22 protein-coding genes are annotated in these 19,278 nt (G+C 35.3%); 18 read left to right on the top strand and 4 right to left on the bottom strand.

Annotated elements, in window-relative coordinates:
- Positions 1-13 precede the first annotated feature (13 nt).
- Both ACY0M5_RS02830 and ACY0M5_RS02825 read right to left on the bottom strand, forming a co-directional pair.
- Complete coding sequence (locus ACY0M5_RS02830; protein WP_124993331.1) at positions 14-766, bottom strand: uroporphyrinogen-III synthase; 753 nt, start codon at positions 764-766, stop codon at positions 14-16.
- Positions 767-802: 36 nt separating this feature from the next.
- Positions 803-1,432, bottom strand: coding sequence for a DUF4271 domain-containing protein (locus ACY0M5_RS02825; protein ID WP_461631702.1), 630 nt, complete (start codon positions 1,430-1,432; stop codon positions 803-805).
- Positions 1,433-1,487: 55 nt separating this feature from the next.
- On the opposite strand from ACY0M5_RS02825, the gene ACY0M5_RS02820 reads away from it, so the two are divergent.
- Complete coding sequence (locus ACY0M5_RS02820) at positions 1,488-1,745, top strand: hypothetical protein (RefSeq protein ID WP_461631703.1); 258 nt, start codon at positions 1,488-1,490, stop codon at positions 1,743-1,745.
- 90 nt (positions 1,746-1,835) lie between these two features.
- On the opposite strand, the gene ACY0M5_RS02815 is transcribed toward ACY0M5_RS02820, so the two are convergent.
- On the bottom strand, positions 1,836-2,648 hold the full coding sequence (locus tag ACY0M5_RS02815; protein ID WP_461630746.1) for a 5'-nucleotidase, lipoprotein e(P4) family: 813 nt from the start codon (positions 2,646-2,648) through the stop codon (positions 1,836-1,838).
- A gap of 174 nt (positions 2,649-2,822) precedes the next feature.
- Between ACY0M5_RS02815 and ACY0M5_RS02810 the strand changes: the two genes are divergently transcribed.
- The 5 genes from ACY0M5_RS02810 (at position 2,823) to pepE (ending at position 8,500) form a co-directional block, all read left to right on the top strand.
- On the top strand, positions 2,823-3,308 hold the full coding sequence (locus ACY0M5_RS02810; RefSeq protein ID WP_124993334.1) for an RNA polymerase sigma factor: 486 nt from the start codon (positions 2,823-2,825) through the stop codon (positions 3,306-3,308).
- 10 nt (positions 3,309-3,318) lie between these two features.
- Positions 3,319-4,377, top strand: coding sequence for a hypothetical protein (locus ACY0M5_RS02805; RefSeq protein WP_461630745.1), 1,059 nt, complete (start codon positions 3,319-3,321; stop codon positions 4,375-4,377).
- Positions 4,378-4,533: 156 nt separating this feature from the next.
- Positions 4,534-5,613: an outer membrane beta-barrel protein gene (locus ACY0M5_RS02800; RefSeq protein ID WP_160463479.1), complete on the top strand. Its 1,080-nt coding sequence runs from the start codon at positions 4,534-4,536 to the stop codon at positions 5,611-5,613.
- 123 nt (positions 5,614-5,736) lie between these two features.
- Positions 5,737-7,743 (top strand): tetratricopeptide repeat-containing sensor histidine kinase, encoded by a 2,007-nt coding sequence (locus ACY0M5_RS02795; RefSeq protein WP_461630744.1) that lies wholly within the window; start codon positions 5,737-5,739, stop codon positions 7,741-7,743.
- Between the two features lie 46 nt (positions 7,744-7,789).
- On the top strand, positions 7,790-8,500 hold the full coding sequence (pepE, locus tag ACY0M5_RS02790; RefSeq protein WP_461630743.1) for a dipeptidase PepE: 711 nt from the start codon (positions 7,790-7,792) through the stop codon (positions 8,498-8,500).
- A gap of 242 nt (positions 8,501-8,742) precedes the next feature.
- Here the strand turns inward: pepE and ACY0M5_RS02785 are convergent, their stop codons facing one another.
- A complete protein-coding gene (locus tag ACY0M5_RS02785) occupies positions 8,743-9,510 on the bottom strand; it encodes an exodeoxyribonuclease III (protein WP_124993339.1) in 768 nt (255 codons plus the stop codon).
- A 154-nt stretch (positions 9,511-9,664) separates the two neighbouring features.
- Between ACY0M5_RS02785 and rsgA the strand changes: the two genes are divergently transcribed.
- The 12 genes from rsgA to atpH all read left to right on the top strand — a co-directional run bounded on the left by rsgA (position 9,665) and on the right by atpH (position 19,251).
- Positions 9,665-10,591, top strand: a complete 927-nt coding sequence (rsgA, locus tag ACY0M5_RS02780) for a ribosome small subunit-dependent GTPase A (RefSeq protein WP_124993340.1) — start codon at positions 9,665-9,667, stop codon at positions 10,589-10,591.
- A gap of 83 nt (positions 10,592-10,674) precedes the next feature.
- Positions 10,675-11,706 carry a tRNA 2-selenouridine(34) synthase MnmH gene (gene mnmH, locus ACY0M5_RS02775; protein WP_461630742.1) on the top strand — a complete coding sequence of 344 codons (1,032 nt, stop codon included), beginning with the start codon at positions 10,675-10,677 and terminating at the stop codon, positions 11,704-11,706.
- A gap of 65 nt (positions 11,707-11,771) precedes the next feature.
- On the top strand, positions 11,772-12,917 hold the full coding sequence (locus ACY0M5_RS02770; protein ID WP_156194804.1) for a sensor histidine kinase: 1,146 nt from the start codon (positions 11,772-11,774) through the stop codon (positions 12,915-12,917).
- 200 nt (positions 12,918-13,117) lie between these two features.
- Positions 13,118-13,645: a YceD family protein gene (locus ACY0M5_RS02765; RefSeq protein WP_461630741.1), complete on the top strand. Its 528-nt coding sequence runs from the start codon at positions 13,118-13,120 to the stop codon at positions 13,643-13,645.
- 16 nt (positions 13,646-13,661) lie between these two features.
- Positions 13,662-13,847 carry a 50S ribosomal protein L32 gene (gene rpmF, locus ACY0M5_RS02760; protein WP_101311674.1) on the top strand — a complete coding sequence of 62 codons (186 nt, stop codon included), beginning with the start codon at positions 13,662-13,664 and terminating at the stop codon, positions 13,845-13,847.
- Positions 13,848-14,079: 232 nt separating this feature from the next.
- Complete coding sequence (locus ACY0M5_RS02755) at positions 14,080-15,078, top strand: beta-ketoacyl-ACP synthase III (RefSeq protein WP_124993344.1); 999 nt, start codon at positions 14,080-14,082, stop codon at positions 15,076-15,078.
- A gap of 311 nt (positions 15,079-15,389) precedes the next feature.
- Positions 15,390-15,758: a bactofilin family protein gene (locus ACY0M5_RS02750; protein WP_124993345.1), complete on the top strand. Its 369-nt coding sequence runs from the start codon at positions 15,390-15,392 to the stop codon at positions 15,756-15,758.
- Positions 15,745-15,987: an AtpZ/AtpI family protein gene (locus ACY0M5_RS02745; protein WP_124993346.1), complete on the top strand. Its 243-nt coding sequence runs from the start codon at positions 15,745-15,747 to the stop codon at positions 15,985-15,987. Before ACY0M5_RS02750 ends, ACY0M5_RS02745 begins: the two co-directional genes overlap by 14 nt.
- 655 nt (positions 15,988-16,642) lie before the next feature.
- Positions 16,643-17,728: a F0F1 ATP synthase subunit A gene (gene atpB / locus ACY0M5_RS02740; RefSeq protein ID WP_461630740.1), complete on the top strand. Its 1,086-nt coding sequence runs from the start codon at positions 16,643-16,645 to the stop codon at positions 17,726-17,728.
- 62 nt (positions 17,729-17,790) lie between these two features.
- Positions 17,791-18,048, top strand: coding sequence for an ATP synthase F0 subunit C (gene atpE / locus ACY0M5_RS02735; protein ID WP_156194809.1), 258 nt, complete (start codon positions 17,791-17,793; stop codon positions 18,046-18,048).
- A gap of 98 nt (positions 18,049-18,146) precedes the next feature.
- Complete coding sequence (locus ACY0M5_RS02730; protein WP_124993348.1) at positions 18,147-18,641, top strand: F0F1 ATP synthase subunit B; 495 nt, start codon at positions 18,147-18,149, stop codon at positions 18,639-18,641.
- Positions 18,642-18,702: 61 nt separating this feature from the next.
- A complete protein-coding gene (atpH, locus tag ACY0M5_RS02725) occupies positions 18,703-19,251 on the top strand; it encodes an ATP synthase F1 subunit delta (RefSeq protein WP_461630739.1) in 549 nt (182 codons plus the stop codon).
- Positions 19,252-19,278 lie beyond the last annotated feature (27 nt).

Below are 19,278 nucleotides of genomic sequence, written 5' to 3'. Positions count from 1 at the left end.
TTAGAGATAATATCTATTTATTCTCCTTATTAAATTTCTTAATGAACTGATCAAGAGCCATCGTCATAGATGGTGCCTGCGGCATCGGAGCCTGAATATCAAGTCTTAGGTTATTTGATGTAACAGCATCAGATGTAGAAGGTCCAAATGCAGCAATAAGTGTATTGTTTTGTTTAAAATCAGGGAAATTTTGGAGCAAAGATGCAATTCCTGAAGGACTGAAAAAGGCTAATACATCATAATTCACATTTGCTAAATCCGACAAATCACTGCTTACAGTTCGGTATAGAACAGCTTTGGAATATTTGATTTTGCTTTTAGTAAGCAATTCAGGAATGGATTGTTTATGAATGTCCGAAAGAGGAACTAAAAATGTTTCTCCTTTGTGCTTCAAAATAATTTCCATTAAATCCTCAAATCGTTTTTCTCCAAAAAAGATTTTTCTTTTGCGGTAAACAATGTATTTCTGAAGATAAAAAGCCGTTGATTCTGAGATACAGAAGTATTTCATCTCATCGGGCACAGTAATTCTAAGTTCCTGACAAATTCTAAAGAAGTGATCAATTGCTGTACGACTAGTAAATATTACAGCTGTGTGATCCAATACATTGATTCTTTCTTGTCTAAACTCCTTGGCTGAAATTCCTTCAACTTGAATAAAAGGTCGAAAATCAATTTTTAAATTATATTTTTCGGCCAAATCAAAATACGGGGACTTTTCAGTTTGTGGTTTTGGTTGCGAAACCAGTATCGTCTTGATTTTCAAAATAGTAGAGTTTAGTTCGACAATTTATTAACCGACCTATACCAATAGATACAACAGTTTGTAAATCATTAGCAAGGGCAAAATTTCCAGTGCACAAAGGTACAAAATCATATAAAATATTGACACATGTTGGCGAAATAATATTTTTAAACCTCTGGATAGTCGGAATACATAAAAAATCAGAGTTAAAATTAGACCCGAATTTAATAGCATTGGTACAGAGTGTTGTGCTATAAATGGCGCACTAATAGTGATGGGCAAGAGGATTACCCCTAAATTTTTATTGTAAATAGATACTGTGTGTAAATATTCTTTACTTTCCTTAATCCCGTTAAAAATATATCCAATAAATCTGATGAAGATGAATTTGACATTGTATAAAGCCACTAATCCGACAAAACAATAGAGGAAAAAAACAATATTGTTGTTCTCATGGTTCAGCGAAAGGATGTAAACAAGATACTGTACGATAAACAGGGTGAAATTCACATAAAAAAGGAGGTTTAAGAAAATTGAACCTCTTAAGTTTCTCATATTTTTTTCCAACAAAAGGTTGGACGAAGTTTGGTGGTTGATTGTTGAATCGAATACCCGGAGCAGGAATTTGCTAAATGAAAATCTTACGATTGCCATTAAAATCAATGCAAATAGAAGCACACCAGCCATCCAGTCGCTTTTATGAGAAGCAATTAGAACTCCTTTCTCACGGACTACTTGTACAGTGGAATCTTTTTCAGTTATTGGGATGCTGTCTGAAATCAGTAAAGAATCAATTGGGATTCTGATTCCCGGATTAGTGAATGGAACAGAATCTGCTGCTGTTCCTGTTTGTTTTGCTGATACTTGCTGCGCGGGAAGAAAAATAATGGAATCCTTTAATTCATTGCCTGATTGGATCAATGAATCATTTAGAGGAATCTTGTTCACAAGTAAAAGGTGTGAATTATTTTGCGACATACTATATCAGGAACTTATTTGATTGATTTTTACAAAGATAATTTTATTTTTCGTGGAGATATATTTCCAGCCAAAAAGAAAGCCCGAAATTTTATCGGGCTTATAATCTTGTTTAGAGTTCTTCGTAACCTATTAATTGCTTTTTGCGCAGATTCTCTTTTTCAAATCCATCTAATTTTTTCTCACTTTTCAGCACCTCTTTCTCCCATGAACCATACATTGGGTTGGGAAGAACTATAAATCGTTGTCCAAATTCGGCCTGCCTTTCATCTACTTTCGAAAAGCCAAAGTCAGTTGATCTGTCTTCCAAAAACTCATCAAAATCACCTAAATTATCACCGGCAAGAATTAAAATTTCATGAGTTTCCAGTACTTTGTTTCTGCGTTCGGTTTTTATACTTGTTTTCGTTTTTAGTAACACATGCCTTTTATCTGCAAAGGGAAATCCTAACTCATTAAGGTTCTCGATGGTTTTAGCCAAAGCCGAAGTATCACGGTTGGATATATAAAATGTTTCAACGCCTTTTGATTCTGCATATTTTAAAAACTCCAAAGAGCCAGGTGTAGCTGAAGCTTTTGCCATATCTGTCCATTCTTTCCAGGCTGCGCGTGTAAATGCTTTGCCGCTGCGAATCGAATTGGTTTCGAAAGGACTGTTGTCTAAAACGGTTTCATCAATATCAACAACAACAGCTTTGGGTTTTGTATTATCACTCTTGGTTAATAATTGATTATCCAACGAAAGTTTAGCCATGTTAAATGCCTGATAATACAATGCTCGGCACTCCGAAGCTCTTTGAAACCAAAGAGTAGCCATTACTAAATGTTCATTCTGATTATTTTCCTGTTTTTTTGAATCCTGAGGTTTGGAACAAGACGAAATCAGGATGGAAAATGCAGCTAAAGCAAAAAATAATTTTCTCATATCAATTGATATTTTAATTTTAGTAATTCACTAGGAATTGAATTTTTAAAATCTTCGGAGATGAATTTCAAATTGCAGATTATACTAAAAATGGTTTCGGAAATCGAAGATAATAAAAAAATGGCTGTAACTTTAATTTAGGTGTATGCGTCATACATTTGATTGCCACTAAATATGAACCTGGACGAATACAATATAAGCGTAGATCAGCATGCTGATGGAATGTTTCGTTTTATCCTCAAAAACATTAGAGATGAGGATAAAGCGAGGGATATTGTGCAGGATAGTTTCGAGAAATTATGGCGAAATGTTGAGAATGTGAATTCTCTGAAAGTAAAATCTTATTTGTACACAACGGCGTATCATACTATGATTGATTTGATTCGACGGGAGAAAAGAAAAGAAGATTTTGAAAATGTGGATGTTCGGGATTATTCGCATTCAGAGCATTATTCAGATTTAAGTGAGATTCTTGATGATGCCTTGAAAAGATTATCGGAGGTTCAGCGATCGGTAATTTTATTGCGCGATTACGAAGGATATTCTTACACCGAAATTGCAAAAATTACTGATTTAACTGAGTCGCAGGTGAAAGTTTATATTTATCGGGCAAGAATGCATTTGAAGAATTACATTGGAAGTATTGAATCAATAGTATAAGGAATAGGAGATGAGGGAAATAACCCGATACAACTACGAGGAATTCTTCCTTGATTATTTGGAAGGAACGTTAAGTTCCCTTCAGATTGTCGCGTTGGAAGATTTTTTAACCAAAAATCCAGATTTAAAATTAGAATTGGAGGAGATGGAGTGTCCTGTTTTTACTAAAGACTGCGTTAAAATTGATTTAAAATCATTAAAAGAAATTCCTTTTCGCGAAAGTTTTGATGAGTTTTGTATTGCCCGGCTAGAAGGAGACTTGTCGGTTGAAAATGAAATTGCATTCGATACTTTTCTGGAAAAGAACAAGTCCTTTCATTACGAGAATCAGATTTATCAAAAAACGATTTTACATGCTGATAATAGTCTTGTTTTCACCGATAAGGAAAAGCTGAAAAGAAGTTCCCGTAAAGTTGTTTACTGGCGGTATTCTTCAAGAGTTGGAGTTGCTGCCTCAATTGTTCTGCTTTTTTCACTTTGGAGTATTTTGTATCAATTTGAAGGCAATCAATCAAATGAAGAGAAAATTACGGCTAAGGTAGAAACTGCAATTACGGAAAGTAAGGAGACAAATAAAACTGAAAAGGCAATTGATGTTGAGGCTATTGCAACTCCCAAACAAGAGATTGTGAAGCCAGAGAAGAAATATTCTGTTGAAAAAGGACAGGCGCAGACAACAGATAGTCAGGAAGATGAAAAACAAGTTGAAAATATAGAAAAGGTGTTTAAGCGAGTTGAACCTGTGGTGCTTTCTGCTGATGCAGAACTCATTGCATTAGCCAATTCTGCAGATCCAAAGATAGAACTGGATATTCCCAAAGAAGAGAATACTGAAATCAGCACTCAAAATAACGGACTTGCACAATTGGGTATGTCATGGAAATCAAGTGTGCCCGAAAAGAAAGCTCAAAACTCTGTTTTATATGCTATTGCGAAATATGGCGTCGATAAATTGGGCGAAATTGCAGGGAAAAATGTTCAGTTGGAGAAGAAGTATGACTCTGCTACAGAGAAAACGCGATTAGATTTTAATACTGCAGGCATCGGTTTTTCAAAAACAATTAAATAAGCCTGTAACTATTCATTCACCACTTCGTCTTACCCATAGAAATAAGATAAATATACCATTATGAAACGCCCAAGAGTAAATTATCATTAACTCTATACGAATGATGATTTATAATTGGCAAGTTCCACCTGATAGTAACAAGAAAATTATAAAATGATGAAAAAAATATTTTTGCTATGTATGGCCTTTGTGCTTGTATTTGGAAGTAACGCCCAGGAAGTTGCTGATACCTTAAAAACAGATACAATCAAGAAGAAGATTTTAATTGAAGATTCGTGGTCGAACCAAAAAAAGAAATCAGAGAAAAAAGAAACTGTTAAAACTCAATCATGGGAAACGACCGCTGACACTACAAAAGTTAAATTTCTCGAAAAAGATTTAGTAAAAGTCGTTGAGGATGACAAAGGGATTAAAGCTAAAATTGGTAAGATTGGCAAAGTAGGTTTTGAAGAGGACAGAGACACTACAAAAATCCGACTTGGCGGAAAGCAGATTAATATTATTGACGGCTGGCACGGAACCAGAATCCGAATTCAGAAGGTAAATCCTTGGGATGCTAATCAGGATAAGTTTTTTCTTGAAGAGGAGAAAGGTTTTCGAGGACATTGGGCAGGTTTTGAAGTGGGCGTAAATGGTTTTGCTGACGAGTATTATGGTGATTATCTCGATGATCAGAAGGATTTTATGGATTTAGATATGGCCAAATCACTTGCCGTTAACTTAAACTTTCTTCAGTATGATATTAGTTTACAAAAGGAAAGAAACACCATTGGTTTGGTGACTGGTATGGGATTGGAATGGAACAATTACCGTTTCGATCAAAATATAACATTAGCCAATGATGGTTCCGGAAAAATTGAACCAATTGCTTTTGATCCTGACTGGAACATCAAAAAAAGCAAATTAACCAGTTTGTACCTAACTGTACCTTTATTGTTAGAGTTTCAAATTCCTGTTAAGTACAAATCCCGAAGAGTTCACATGTCGGCTGGATTAGTGGGTGGATTACGAATTGGTTCTCATACAAAAGTGAAATACAAATCGAACGGGAATATGCACAAAGATAAAGATCACGACGATTTTAACCTGAACACTCTGCGTTGTGCAGCTCATGCTCGCATTGGCTATCGTTCACTGAACTTTTTTGCTACCTATGGATTAACCGATTTATTCGAATATAATAAAGGTCCGGAATTAGTGCCTTTTACAGTTGGAATTACCTTGGTGAGTTTTTAGAATACTACTGATATATAAATATTATTATGCCGGATACTTGATGAATCCGGCATTTTTATTCATTTGCTTTTTGAGCTTTGACGAGTGTTGAATTATGTGCTTTAAAAATAGTATATTAGCGACATGAAAAGAAAATTCCAGCTTTTAATTTGCTTTTTTTCTATCTTCCTTGCTCTGCCTGTATTTGCTGATTTTCAGACAAATTTGGATAGCTTGAATAATCGCTATACAAAAGTGTTTGGTCAGGAAAAATTGGAGACATTATTGGAGATGAGCCGGGCATATTGGGATACTGAACCTGGAAAAGGAATTGAAATAGCTACCAGAGCTCTAGCGACGGCTCAAAGTCTTGGTTATGATCAGGAAATAGTGAAAGCCATGTTTTATTTGGGAACGGCTTACTATAAGGATAATCAGTATGATTTCTCGCTGGATTATTTACTGCAGGCATATCGTTTTGCGAAAAATCATGATTACCAAAAGGAAGTTGCTGATATCAGTCACCAATTGGCTACTGTTTACTACCAATCTGGGAAAATCAACAAAATATACAATTACACAGAGGAAGCCAACACTATTTATAAGCAACTGGATGATAAGGTGGGAATTGCCCGATGTCTGAATATGTTTGGTGTTTACTATCAGTCAATTCGAGATTATGATCAGGCCATTGATTATTTACAGAAAGGACTGAAACTTGGGAAAGAAATTTCGCACAGATCCATCGTTGGAGAACTATTGAATGATATTGGCAGTTTGTATACCGAAATGGGAGATACTCTTAAAGCTATTCGAACTTATCATGAGGCTGTTGACTATTATAAATCAAATGGACCAAACAATAAAACCGGGGTTTTTGAATTGAATATGAGTGATTTATATCTCCATCATAACGATCTCATCAAAGCAAAACATCATCTTGACAAAGGTTATCTGGTTGGCAAACAATTAAAATCGAAAAGATTACTTCGGGATTATTACAAATATCTTTCGCTTTACTATACAAAACTTGGCGATTATAAGAATTCAGTAATTGCCTATCAAAATCTTCAATCTTATCAGGATTCTATTGCGTCGGAGCATTTATCAAATAAAATCGATGATTTGGATTCCAGGCACATGGAAAACATTAAAAATCAGGAAAATCAGGCTCTTCGTGCTGAGAATCAAACACAACAATTGGAAATTAACCGTCAGTATACCATTGGTTTACTGATTCTACTTTTACTACTTGTGGTTATATTTCTTCTCACTTTCCGGTACCGAAATAATCTGAAGGACAATGAGCTTTTATACCTGCGTAATCGTCTGGTAAGTCAGCATCAGGAGGAGTTAATAGGAGCAATGAAAAGGCTTAAAGAGAGTGAAGATAAGCTTAGAACAGCCAATGAAACCAAGGATAAAATGTTTTCCTTAATTGCCCATGATTTGCGGGGAGCAATTGGCAACATTAGTAATGGATTACGAATGATGCTTACCGACAAGGAATTGGATCTGTCTGAAGAAGATAAAACAGAATTTTTGCAATCTTTGTTTCATTCTGCGGATAATTCATTCGAATTGCTTGAAAATCTGTTGTTTTGGGCAAAAAATCAAACATCTACAATATCTGCTAATTTACAAATGGTTGATGCCAGTTCGATAATTAATTCAAATATAAATTTGTCGGCAGAGTTAGCAAAAATTAAGTCCATTCGTTTAATTGCAAGTACCAATCCTTCAGTAGAAGTGTATATCGATTGGAATATGATTAATACAGTTCTGCGAAATTTGATCTCAAATGCAATTAAATTCACCAATAAAGGAGGAATTATTGAAGTTAAATCGGAGATTGGAGAGTATTTTGTTAAAATTTCGGTGATTGACAATGGAATTGGAATGATGCCGGATCAGATTGAGAATATTTACGAGGGAAAAACGACTGATGGTACTGCTAATGAGAAAGGTACAGGTCTGGGTATTACTTTGTGCAGGGATTTCTTAGTGAAAAATCATGGCGAAATGATGGTAGAAAGTGAAGTTGATAAGGGCAGCACATTTTCGTTTATCATTCCCCGCAGACCGATGAGTGATGAGAAATTTAGTGAATTTGTGAAAAAGGAGACCCTGATTTCATTTGTAAATGTCTAAATTTAGGTCAGATAATTCACATCTACATAAACTAAATTCAGCGCAAATGAGATTATTATTAATAAGTAACTCCACGATGGCCGGGGAGGAATATTTAGACTATCCTAAAAACAACATCAAAGATTTTTTAGGCGATAAGCCGGTTAAGGCTTTATTTATCCCCTACGCAGGAGTGACTGTTTCTTTCGACGAGTATGAAGCCAAAGTAAAGGCTAAGTTCAATGAAGTTGGCCATGATATTGTTTCTATTCATCATTTCGAAGATCCGGTAAAGGCTGTTGAAGAGGCTGAAGCAATTGTTGTAGGTGGTGGAAGTACATGGAATATGCTGCATTTGGTGCATAAAAACAACCTGACGAAGGCAATCCGCAAGAAAGTTATCAGTGAAAATGTGCCATATATCGGTTGGAGTGCAGGTTCAAATTTGGCTTGCCCCACGATTAAAACCACGAACGATATGCCAATCATCGATCCTTTGGGATTTGATGCACTTAATTTAATCCCATTTCAGATTAACCCACACTATTTAGATAAAAATCCTGATGGTCATGGAGGAGAAACACGCGAAGATCGTATTAATGAATTTATGGTTGTAAATACTGATATGTATGTTGCAGGTTTAAGAGAGGGTAGTATGTTCTTGGTAGAAAACGGGAAAATTAATTTGATTGGTAAACTCAACTGCCGGATCTTTAAAAATAATGTTCAAGCATACGAATTGAGTCCAAAGGATGATTTTAATTTTTTGTTGAAATAAATTTTAGAAGATATATTTAAAGCGGTTGAATCTGCTTCAACCGCTTGCTTTAGTTTTGAGTAGGATTGACAAAACAGTCTAATTTTGCTATCCATGTCCGCGTGTCATCCAATCAATTGCTGCAACAGTTAGGATTGTTAATGTTTCTATAGATTATAGAAACAAGTGCAGGATCAAATTTAAAAATAAAAATCCCGAAAAGGAAAACCTTCCCGGGATGATAGTATTTTATATCGGTGATATTAAAAATCAACTTCAACAACAATAGGACAATGGTCCGAGTGAATCACATCAGCTAGTATCGATCCTCCTTTTAGTAGCTCGCGAAGAGGTTCGCTTACCATATGGTAATCGATTCTCCAACCCAAATTCTTCCCTCTGGAACCAGCTCTGTAGCTCCACCAACTATATTTATCCGGTGATTGATCGAATACTCTGAAGCTGTCTATAAAACCACTGTCAATAAATTGGCTTACCCATTCTCTTTCTTCAGGTAGGAATCCCGAAACACCTTTCTTCTTTTCCGGGTTACTAATATCTATTTCTTTGTGACAGATATTATAATCGCCTCCAATAATCAAATTTGGTCTTTCTTTTTTAAGTTCATTAATATAATCGTGAAAATAGGCCAACCATTCCATTTTATAATCCTGTCGTGGCCCGCCGGTTGTTCCTGATGGATGATATGTACTAAAAACCGAAACATCTCCAAAATCAGCTCTAATTGCTCTTCCTTCAATATCATATTTTGGGTTGTCAACGCCAATAACCACACTGTCTGGCTTTTCTTTAGTCAGGATACCAACACCACTGTATCCTTTTTTTTCAGCAGAAAACCAGTAACAATGATATCCCAATTCTTCAAAAAGATGAGTTTCTATCTGCTCTGGCTGAGCTTTTGTTTCCTGAATTAAAAGGATGTCCGGATTTTCTTGTTTGAGCCATCCAATAAAGTCTTTTCCGAGGGCGGCTCGAATTCCATTTACATTGTAACTTATTATTTTTCGCATAGCGTATGTTTTTATTTGAAGAGAATAAAGATAAAAAAAAGAAAACCCTGATAAGGATAAATTCAGATAAGAGATAAATTAAAAATTCAGAAAATGCAATACGATTGCCTAAAATTACTTCAAATCAACTACTTTTGTAATAAAAATAAGAACATTGAAAGAAGGAGTAGTAATCAAGTCGACAGGAAGTTGGTATACCGTAAAATCCAACGATGGTGAAATCCATAATTGCCGGATAAAAGGGCGGTTTAGAATGGAAGGCATTCGTACAACCAATCCTATATCGGTTGGTGATAAAGTAGATTTTGAAGAAGAAAATGAGGCGAATGTAATTGTGAAGATTCACGATCGTAAGAATTATATTATTCGTAAATCATCAAATTTGTCAAAACACAGTCAAATTATTGCGGCAAATATCGATCAGGCATTTTTAATTGTTACTGTCAACTATCCGTTGACAACGACAACTTTTATTGATCGTTTTTTAGCTGCTGCCGAGGCATATCGAATTCCTGTGAATCTTATTTTTAATAAAATTGACAGATATCGTCCAAATGATATAACACGTTTAGCGGAACTAAAATATACGTACGAAAAAATAGGCTACAAGTGTTTTGAAATTTCTGCGAAGAAGGGAACCCATCTGGATATTATCAGAGAAGCTTTAAAAGGCAAAATAAATTTGCTTTCAGGGCACTCTGGTGTTGGAAAATCAACTTTAATAAATGCGATACAACCTGGTCTGGATCTAAAAACTGGAGAAATTTCCGAAGCTCATTCTCAAGGGAAGCACACCACAACTTTTTCAGAAATGTTCGAATTGGATTTTGAGGGTTATATAATCGATACTCCAGGTATTAGAGGTTTTGGAACTATTGATATGGAAAAGGAAGAAATGTCTCATTTTTTTCCAGAGATATTTAAAACTTCTAAGCATTGCCAATTCAACAACTGTACCCACGTGCATGAACCAAAATGTGCTGTAAAAGGCGCAGTCGAAATTGGAGAAATCTGTATTACCAGATATGAAAGTTATCTGGGGATGATCATGGAAGATGAGGACAGTAAATACAGAATTTAGAAAATACAGGAATTGTAAAAACGATTTTAAGACATAAGCACGTAATTACTACGTGCTATTTTTTATTAATATGGAACGAATAAATGGCTACAATACTTGATCCTAAGGAATTTCTTGAAATGGGTAAAATAGTACCTATGGTTGATGTTCGAACTGCTGCAGAATTTGAGACAGGTCATATTCCCGGAGCTCAGAATCTTCCAATTTTCACCAATGAAGAAAGAGTTGTAGTAGGGACCAAATACAAGAGAGCAGGAAAGGATTCAGCTGTATTATTAGGTTTGGAATTGGTGGGGCCAAAATTGGCTCGTTTTGTAAAGCAAGCAAAAAAAATTGCTCCCGAAAGAAAAATATTGATACACTGCTGGAGAGGCGGAATGAGAAGCGGAAGCATGGCTTGGTTGTTCGAGACTGCCGGATTTACAGTTTATCTGTTAAAGGGTGGTTACAAAGCTTACAGAGCGTATAATCGAGAGCAGTTTCTCCGGAAAGCGGAGATTATTGTTTTGGGTGGAATGACTGGAAGCGGTAAAACGGAAGTTTTGCATGAAATGATAAAAATGGGACATCAGGTTCTCGATTTAGAGGGAGTTGCAAATCATAAAGGATCGGTGTTTGGAGCCTTGGGACAAGCTGATCAACCAACCAATGAGAATTTTGAAAATGAACTGGCTAAAATCTGGTCTGGTTTCGATTTTGATAAGACCATCTGGATTGAAGATGAAAGCAACTCTGTTGGTGCTGTTTGGGTTAACGAGCAACTGTTTCTTAGAATGAGAAAAGCTGATGTTGTTAAAATGGATATTCCGAAAATCGAGCGAATTGAAAGATTGGTGAGGGAATATGCATGTTTCGATATTGCTGATTTAAAGGAACTTGTTTTAAAAATTGAGAAAAGATTAGGCGGATTGAATGTGAAAAACGCTTTGGAAAGCCTTGATAAAGGCGATTTTCATACTGTTGCAGATATTACTTTAACCTACTACGACAAAGCTTACCTCCACGGTCAGCAAAAACGAAAAGGGCAAACCATTTATTCTATTGCACTCGAAAAAGATGATCCTAAAGAGAATGCGAAAGCCATACTTGAGTTTTACTCGAACTTAAAGAAGTAGTTTTTGAGATAAGAAATCAAAAGATTTGTCGTTACCTTTATGTGAAACCTTAGAACTCGAAAATCTTGGATATCTATCTGAAAAACAGGCATTGGAAATTTTATTTTTTACTGATTGCCATAATAATCGTTTTTGGCTCAATTCTTTATACCAATAATTTAGTTGGAAAACTAGCTAACGAAGAGGTGAAAAAAATTGAATTGTGGGCCGAAGGAATGCGGAGTCTGCAGTTGAATCCTGATCAGGATGTTTCTCTGATTAACCGTATTTTGGAACAGAATGAAACCATTCCTGTTATTCTTATTGATGATGATGGAAATATCGTTGATCATAGAAATATTAAACTCCCGAAAAGGAATGAAGATGAGGTTTTAAAGGAGAAACTTCAGGACATGAAGGATGATAACCATTTTATTGAAATAGAGCTTGTAAATGGAAAAAACTACATCTATTTCGACGATTCAAGTCTTTTAAAGCGATTGGCCTGGTATCCATTTGTTCAATTGGGAGCAATTATCACATTTATTCTGATTGCATTTTTGGCTTTTTCGTATTCAAAATCAGCTGAACAGAATCAGGTTTGGGTCGGAATGTCAAAAGAAACAGCTCATCAGTTGGGAACACCTATCAGCTCTTTAATGGCTTGGATGGAGCTGATTAAATCCGGTGAGATTGATCCTCAATTATCTCTCGAAATGGCAAAAGATGTTAATCGGTTAGAGGTAATCGCTGAACGTTTTTCAAAAATTGGTTCAAAGCCGGTTTTAAAGTTTACAAACATCTTGGATGTACTTAGCAGCAGTATCGAATACTTAAAAAAGAGAACTTCGGGCAAGGTTGATTTTAATTTAGATGGTGTTGATGTGGAGAATGCAGTTGTTCCATTAAATAAAGAGTTATTTTCTTGGGTAATAGAGAATTTGTCGAAGAATGCGGTTGATGCGATGGAAGGCAAGGGGAGTTTGAAATTTTTAGTTTCGAATAAAGCAAATCAACTAATAATCGATATCAGCGATACCGGTAAAGGCATAGCAAGAAATCAATTTAAGACTATTTTTAAGCCAGGATTTACCTCAAAAAAGAGAGGATGGGGGCTTGGATTATCTCTTTCGAAACGAATTATTGAAAATTATCACCGCGGAAAAATTTTTGTTGTTAGCTCAGAATTGGGCAACGGTGCGGTGTTTAGGATTATTTTACCTTTAAATTGAACCATTTGATTTTCAAATAGCTGATTTTTTTTTGAAACCAACAAATAACTACCTATTTTTGCAGCCCGTTTTCAAGGGAGTTTTATCATTGAAACTGTAATTCAGTTTAATAATTGGTTAAGATTGCCGAAAAAAGATGTTGAGATTTATGAAAACGTATGATTAATTTTTATACTTTTGCAAAGTTTTATTAGAATATTTTGGATTATCTAGCAAAATATACGATTCCTTTCAAAGGATTGAAAGATGGTAAGCATGAATTCAATTTTACCATTGATCAGGAATTCTTTGAGCATTTTCAACAGGAAGATGCATATCAGGTTGATGCCTCAGTGAAAGTAACACTGGAGAAGAAAACTTTGGTTATGACTCTTACTATTGAATTGGAAGGTAAAATGAATGTGGCCTGTGATCGTTGTCTCGAACTATTTGACATGGAGGTGAGCGGAGAAAGCTCTGTTTATGTGAAATTTGGAGAGGAAAACGAAGAATTGGCTGATGATGTTATTGTGATTTCAGAAGCGGTAAACGAACTGGAAACAGCACATTACATCTATGAACTGTTTTCACTTAGCTTGCCTTTAAGCTTTGTTCATCCGGAAGATGAAGATGGAGATAGTACTTGTAATGAAGAAATGATTCAAAAATTGAATGACCATTCGGTGAACGATGAACAGATCATCGATCCAAGATGGAATGATTTAAGAAAATTGATTGATAATAATTAGTTAAATAGGTTGAAAAATGGCACATCCAAAACACAGAACGTCGAAGCAGAGAAGAAATAAGAGAAGAACTCATCTTAAAACTACTCCAGCTACTTTAGCATCTTGCTCAAATTGTGGAGCAACTGTTAAATATCATACTGTTTGCCCTGAATGCGGTTATTACAGAGGTAAATTGGCGATCGAAAAGAAAGTTACAGCATAATCTAAGTCAAGTTATTTAGGTTAAACGCAATATGTAAATTTGCTCCTCAGGTCTTACTTGGGAGCAATTTTGCTTATTATACAGTTTCATTTTGCAAATTCCGGAGTTATTAAATTGTTTCAATCATTTTTTGTTGAAGTATAATTCGGTATCTGTTTAATTTGTTTAGAATGGGATTTTTGTGTAAGTAGAACGCTGAATCTATCTGATAAACACTAAGTAAGCTAGAAGAATGTCAAAAATTAATGCAGTAATAACAGGTGTTGGAGCTTATGTTCCGGACTATGTTCTTACCAATGAGGAATTAAGCACCATGGTTGAAACAACCGATGAGTGGATTATGACTCGTATTGGTATTAAGGAAAGAAGAATTCTAAAAGGCGCAGGAAAAGGATCTTCAGATTTAGGAGCTAAAGCTGTTGAAGAGCTTTTGAAAAAAACCAATACTTCTCCTGAGGATGTAGATTTGTTGATTTGTGCAACAGTAACTCCTGACATGCAGTTTCCGGCAACAGCTAATATAATTAGCGATAAACTGGGAATTAATGACGCATTTAGTTTTGATTTAAATGCCGGATGTTCGGGATTCTTATTCGCATTGGTAACAGGTTCAAAATACATTCAATCGGGAATGTATAAGAAAGTGGTAATTGTTGGTGCTGAAAAAATGTCATCAATCGTTGATTATACAGATCGTCAGACTTGCCCTATATTTGGAGATGGCGCTGCAGCAGTAATGTTGGAGCCAACTACTGAAAATATTGGCATTATCGATGAGATACTGCATACTCAAGGGTTTGGTAGAAAACATCTGCATCAAAAAGCTGGTGGATCTTGCAAACCGGCGAGTCATGAAACAGTTGATGCCCGCGAGCATTTCATTTATCAGGAGGGAAATCATGTATTTAAGCATGCTGTTTCCAATATGGCTGATGTTTCCGTTGAAATGATGGAAAAACACAATATGACTGCTGATGATTTAGCATGGTTAGTACCGCATCAGGCGAATAACCGTATTATCGAAGCTACAGCAAAACGGATGGGATTGGCAAAAGAGAAAGTAATGATCAATATTGAGAAGTACGGAAACACTACTTCTGCAACAATTCCTTTGTGTTTATGGGAGTGGGAGAACCAATTGAGTAAAGGTGATAACATTATCCTTTCAGGATTTGGGGCTGGGTTTACCTGGGGCTCAATTCTTTTGAAATGGGGTTACAATCCTAAATAAAACAATAATTAAGTGAAAATATAATCAGGCCTCCAATTGGGAGGCCTTTTTTCTTGGAATCATTTTAAAAGAGTGGTTTTTCTTCAACCAAATTTTTATATTTGTATGGCTTGCAAAGAGAGCCGTAAGCTCTTTTTTAATTCGAAAATACTTTTTTTTATAAAATTGAGTTGATTTACTATTGCTGATGAAATTCGTGTATCTGTAACTGCTTTATGGTGATGACATCAGTTTCATAAGTGTTGGCAATATTTATCCACTCAGATTTATAAATTCAATATGATATTAACATGTTTAGCAAAAAAGATAAAATGAGCAAAAACAACGAAGTACAGTCAACCGCAGTAAATTTGATCTGCGATGGAACATCCATAACCGGAGATATTCAAGCATCAAGAGATATTCGAATTGATGGATTCCTGAACGGGAAAATGAAGGTGAATGGAAAAGTTGTTGTCGGAAATACCGGTAAAATTCAAGGAGATGTTCATTGTAAAACAATTGATGTTTCAGGAATGGTAGAAGGCAATATTTTTGCTTCAGAAATGGTTAATTTAAAAAATTCAGCAGTAATTTTAGGTAATATTACTACTGATAAAATTTCTGTTGAGCCAGGAGCCAAATTTACCGGATCCTGTAAAATGGGTGAGCCAGCTCCAAAAAAAGATGAAAAAAAGTAAAGAGAATCACAAAAGCTCCTTCGAAAAGCGAAAACAACAAACGACCAGTTTGGCAAAATATTCTGGTCTGGCATTTCAAATGATTGCCATCATCCTTTTGGTGTTATTTGGAGGGTTTCAGTTAGATAAGTATTTGGAAAATGAATTTCCATTATTCACAATCATCGGAGCATTTGGAGGTGTTGTATTATCCTTATATTTTGCGTTAAAAGATTTGTTAAAAAAATAATCGGACGCATATAAATTCGAATATGGAAAAATCATTTAAAAAGTACATTCGAAACTTAGGAGTTATTTCCGGAGCACTGTTAGTCATCTCGGTTCTGATGTATTTGACTCTGTTAAAACCATGGTTCAATTATGTGTTTCCTTTCGTTATATTGTACTTTTTCCTGATAAGTTCCTTTCAGCATTATAAATTGATTAAATCCGCAAAGAATAATCCCCGGGTTTTCAATACAAATTATATGGCATGGTTTGGAATAAAATTATTCTCACACCTAAGTTTTGTCATCATTTATGTTTTATTGGATCGTTCACAGGCATTGAGTTTCGTCCTGTTTTTTGGATTTTGCTACGTAGTATATACGACTTATGATGTTGTATCTTTATCCAATACACTAAGGTCTGGAAATGTTAAATGATTTTAAAAAGCCGAATGCAATAGTTTTTTTATTAAATTTGGAAGTCAAATTAAAAACCTGTAGTTTTTTAGTTTAAAAAGTAAGTAATAAATGAATGAGTAATCATTCCTGAAAATATTGTTAATGCAATTTGTTTTGAATTAACATTTTAACCAAACAGATTGAATAAAATCCAAATCAGTTGATTTTGCCTCAAGCCAAGGTATTTGGTATCTGTTGTAAAAAGTAAGTCATTTACGTATGAAAAATATTCATCGATTTCTGTTGATTTTCTTCTTAGCATTAAATGTTATTCCGGTTTTTGCCTCTGGAGATGAGCATGCGGAACCTGCTTCTCAAGAAACACATGAAAAAGAAAAGTTTGAGCCAGGAAATTTTATAATGGATCACATTGCTGATTCCTACGATTGGCATGTTTTTAGTGTTGGTGATTTTCATGCAACCATGCCTTTGCCGGTGATTGTTTACTCTCAGCATTCCGGATTTCACATGTTCATGTCCAGTAATTTTCATCACGGACATTCAGCTTATGAAGGATTTTCGATTGCCAGTGAAGGTGAATACAGAGGAAAAGTAGTTGAAATGGTAAACGGACATGAAGTACGTCCATTTGATATCTCAATGACTAAGAATGTTGTCGCCATGCTGATAAGTATGGTTATTCTGTTGTTGGTATTTATTTCTGTAGCCAAATCGTATACAAGAAGAAAAGGAAAAGCTCCTGTAGGTCTTCAGTCTTTTGTTGAGCCAATTATAATTTTTATTCGGGATGAGATTGCTAAACCCGCCATTGGAGAAAAGACATACGCAAAATACATGCCTTATCTGTTAACCATCTTCTTTTTTATTTGGTTGAATAATTTAATGGGAATGGTACCATTTTTACCGGGAGGTGCAAATGTCACTGGAAATATTACCATAACAATGGTATTGGCATTGTTTACTTTTGTAATTACATCAGTGAATGCAAATAAATCGTATTGGAAACATATTGTGAACACTCCAGGTGTACCATGGTGGTTAAAGTTTCCTGTACCTTTGATGCCTTTGGTTGAGGTAATGGGTGTTTTCACAAAACCATTTGTTTTAATGGTTCGACTCTTTGCCAACATTACTGCAGGTCATATGATTGTTTTGGCTTTTGTTAGTTTGATTTTCATCTTTGGACAGATTAGTCCGGGATTAGGATACGGAACCTCAGTTGTCTCAGTACTTTTTGTTGTATTTATGGATATGCTTGAGCTGTTGGTAGCCTTAATTCAAGCTTATGTGTTTACGCTTCTTTCTGCGCTTTACTTTGGTATGGCAACAGAAGAACATCATTAAGAATTTATCTACTCCCAAAAATGGGAGCTTTAATAGTTTTTTATCAATTAATTAAAAACGCTATGATTACATTAACAATTCTTCTTCAGGCTGCGGCAAGTATGGGCATTGCCAAAATGGGTGCTGCATTTGGAGCTGGTTTAGCTGCCATTGGTGCTGGTATTGGTATCGGTAAAATTGGTGGTAGTGCTCTTGAGAGTATTGCTCGTCAACCAGAAGCTTCTGGAGATATTCGTTCAAACATGATTGTTGCTGCGGCTCTTATTGAAGGTGCTGCATTTTTTGCGATTATCATCTGTTTGTTGGCTATCGTATTGTAATAGCATTATCCACAATTTGCCATAAGAGATTGTCTGCGGCAAATTGTGGAATCTATTTGGATGTTAACATCACTTTAAGTGAATTAAAATAGAATAACATGGGCTTGGTAACACCTGAATTAGGAACTTTTATATGGATGCTTTTGGCATTTGCCATTGTATTATTTATCCTGAAAAAGTTTGCTTGGAAACCGATATTAAGTGCATTAAAAGAACGGGAAGACTCTATTGAAGAAGCTCTTTGTTCTGCTGAGCGTGCCAAAGAAGAAATGGCGGCATTACAGGCCGATAATGAAAGAATTCTTCAGGAGGCAAGAAAAGAGCGTGAAGCAATGCTTAAAGAGGCAAAAGAGATGGGCAGTAAATTGGTTAGTGAAGCCAAACAAAAAGCGACTCTTGAGGCTGATAAAGTAATAGAATCGGCACGAATAAACATTGAGAGTGAAAAATCCGCAGCTTTGAATGAAATTAAAGCTCAGGTTGCACTTCTTTCTGTTGAAATAGCAGAGAAAATTCTCCGTCAGCAATTTGCTGATGATCAGCAGCAAAAAGATTACTTCAAAAAGTTAATGGACGAAGTAAAGTTGAATTAGTAAATGAGAGGATGGGAATCTCGTTGAATCTCAGATCTCACATCTAATAATCTAAAAGAATATGAACGAAAGTAAAATCTCGGTTCGTTATGCCAAAGCTCTTTTTGAATTAGGAAAAGAGGAAAACTTAATTGAGTCCGTAATTAAAGATATTCAGCTGGTTGATGAGGTTTGTAAAACAATGCCTGAATTTTGGCTTATGGTTGAAAGTCCTGTTGTTAAAACTTCTCAGAAAAGAACTTCGGTTAAGCTGATATTTGGTGATAAAATAAATCCGGTCAGTCTTAATTTTTTAGATTTGGTGGTGCAAAATCGTCGTGAAATTTATCTAAAGGATATTTCCCGAAATTTTTTGTCATTGTGTCGTAAAGATAAAGGGGTTTTATCAGCAACACTTACATCTGCATCAGCTATTGAGAAGGAAATCAATCTCAAATTGAGTGAATTACTTTCAAAATCTTTCAATGCAAGAATTGAATTGCAGGAGGTGGTTGATAAAGAGATTATTGGTGGATTTGTGCTTCGAATTGAAGATCAGCAACTGGATGCGAGTGTTAGCAATCAGTTGAATTTAATTAAGCGCGAATTGCTTTCAAATCATATGAAATAGAATTTCAAATCGGATTAAACTCTGACT

The sequence above is a fragment of the Labilibaculum euxinicum genome, from assembly GCF_963678175.1.
Classification (GTDB): domain Bacteria; phylum Bacteroidota; class Bacteroidia; order Bacteroidales; family Marinifilaceae; genus Labilibaculum; species Labilibaculum euxinus.
The sequence above is the reverse complement of the archived record's forward strand: the minus strand, read 5'-3'. Positions and strand labels throughout refer to the sequence as shown.

Bases quoted from the DNA above. Each gene is read 5' to 3' on its own strand.
- pepE (WP_461630743.1), top strand. From the start codon at position 7,790: ATGAGATTATTATTAATAAGTAACTCCACGATGGCCGGGGAGGAATAT.
- ACY0M5_RS02815 (WP_461630746.1), bottom strand. From the start codon at position 2,648: ATGAGAAAATTATTTTTTGCTTTAGCTGCATTTTCCATCCTGATTTCG.
- atpE (WP_156194809.1), top strand. From the start codon at position 17,791: ATGATTACATTAACAATTCTTCTTCAGGCTGCGGCAAGTATGGGCATT.
- ACY0M5_RS02825 (WP_461631702.1), bottom strand. From the start codon at position 1,432: ATGGCTGGTGTGCTTCTATTTGCATTGATTTTAATGGCAATCGTAAGA.
- ACY0M5_RS02810 (WP_124993334.1), top strand. From the start codon at position 2,823: ATGAACCTGGACGAATACAATATAAGCGTAGATCAGCATGCTGATGGA.
- ACY0M5_RS02805 (WP_461630745.1), top strand. From the start codon at position 3,319: ATGAGGGAAATAACCCGATACAACTACGAGGAATTCTTCCTTGATTAT.
- ACY0M5_RS02800 (WP_160463479.1), top strand. From the start codon at position 4,534: ATGAAAAAAATATTTTTGCTATGTATGGCCTTTGTGCTTGTATTTGGA.
- atpH (WP_461630739.1), top strand. From the start codon at position 18,703: ATGAACGAAAGTAAAATCTCGGTTCGTTATGCCAAAGCTCTTTTTGAA.
- ACY0M5_RS02785 (WP_124993339.1), bottom strand. From the start codon at position 9,510: ATGCGAAAAATAATAAGTTACAATGTAAATGGAATTCGAGCCGCCCTC.
- atpB (WP_461630740.1), top strand. From the start codon at position 16,643: ATGAAAAATATTCATCGATTTCTGTTGATTTTCTTCTTAGCATTAAAT.
- ACY0M5_RS02730 (WP_124993348.1), top strand. From the start codon at position 18,147: ATGGGCTTGGTAACACCTGAATTAGGAACTTTTATATGGATGCTTTTG.
- ACY0M5_RS02795 (WP_461630744.1), top strand. From the start codon at position 5,737: ATGAAAAGAAAATTCCAGCTTTTAATTTGCTTTTTTTCTATCTTCCTT.
- ACY0M5_RS02750 (WP_124993345.1), top strand. From the start codon at position 15,390: ATGAGCAAAAACAACGAAGTACAGTCAACCGCAGTAAATTTGATCTGC.
- ACY0M5_RS02755 (WP_124993344.1), top strand. From the start codon at position 14,080: ATGTCAAAAATTAATGCAGTAATAACAGGTGTTGGAGCTTATGTTCCG.
- rpmF (WP_101311674.1), top strand. From the start codon at position 13,662: ATGGCACATCCAAAACACAGAACGTCGAAGCAGAGAAGAAATAAGAGA.
- ACY0M5_RS02745 (WP_124993346.1), top strand. From the start codon at position 15,745: ATGAAAAAAAGTAAAGAGAATCACAAAAGCTCCTTCGAAAAGCGAAAA.
- mnmH (WP_461630742.1), top strand. From the start codon at position 10,675: ATGGCTACAATACTTGATCCTAAGGAATTTCTTGAAATGGGTAAAATA.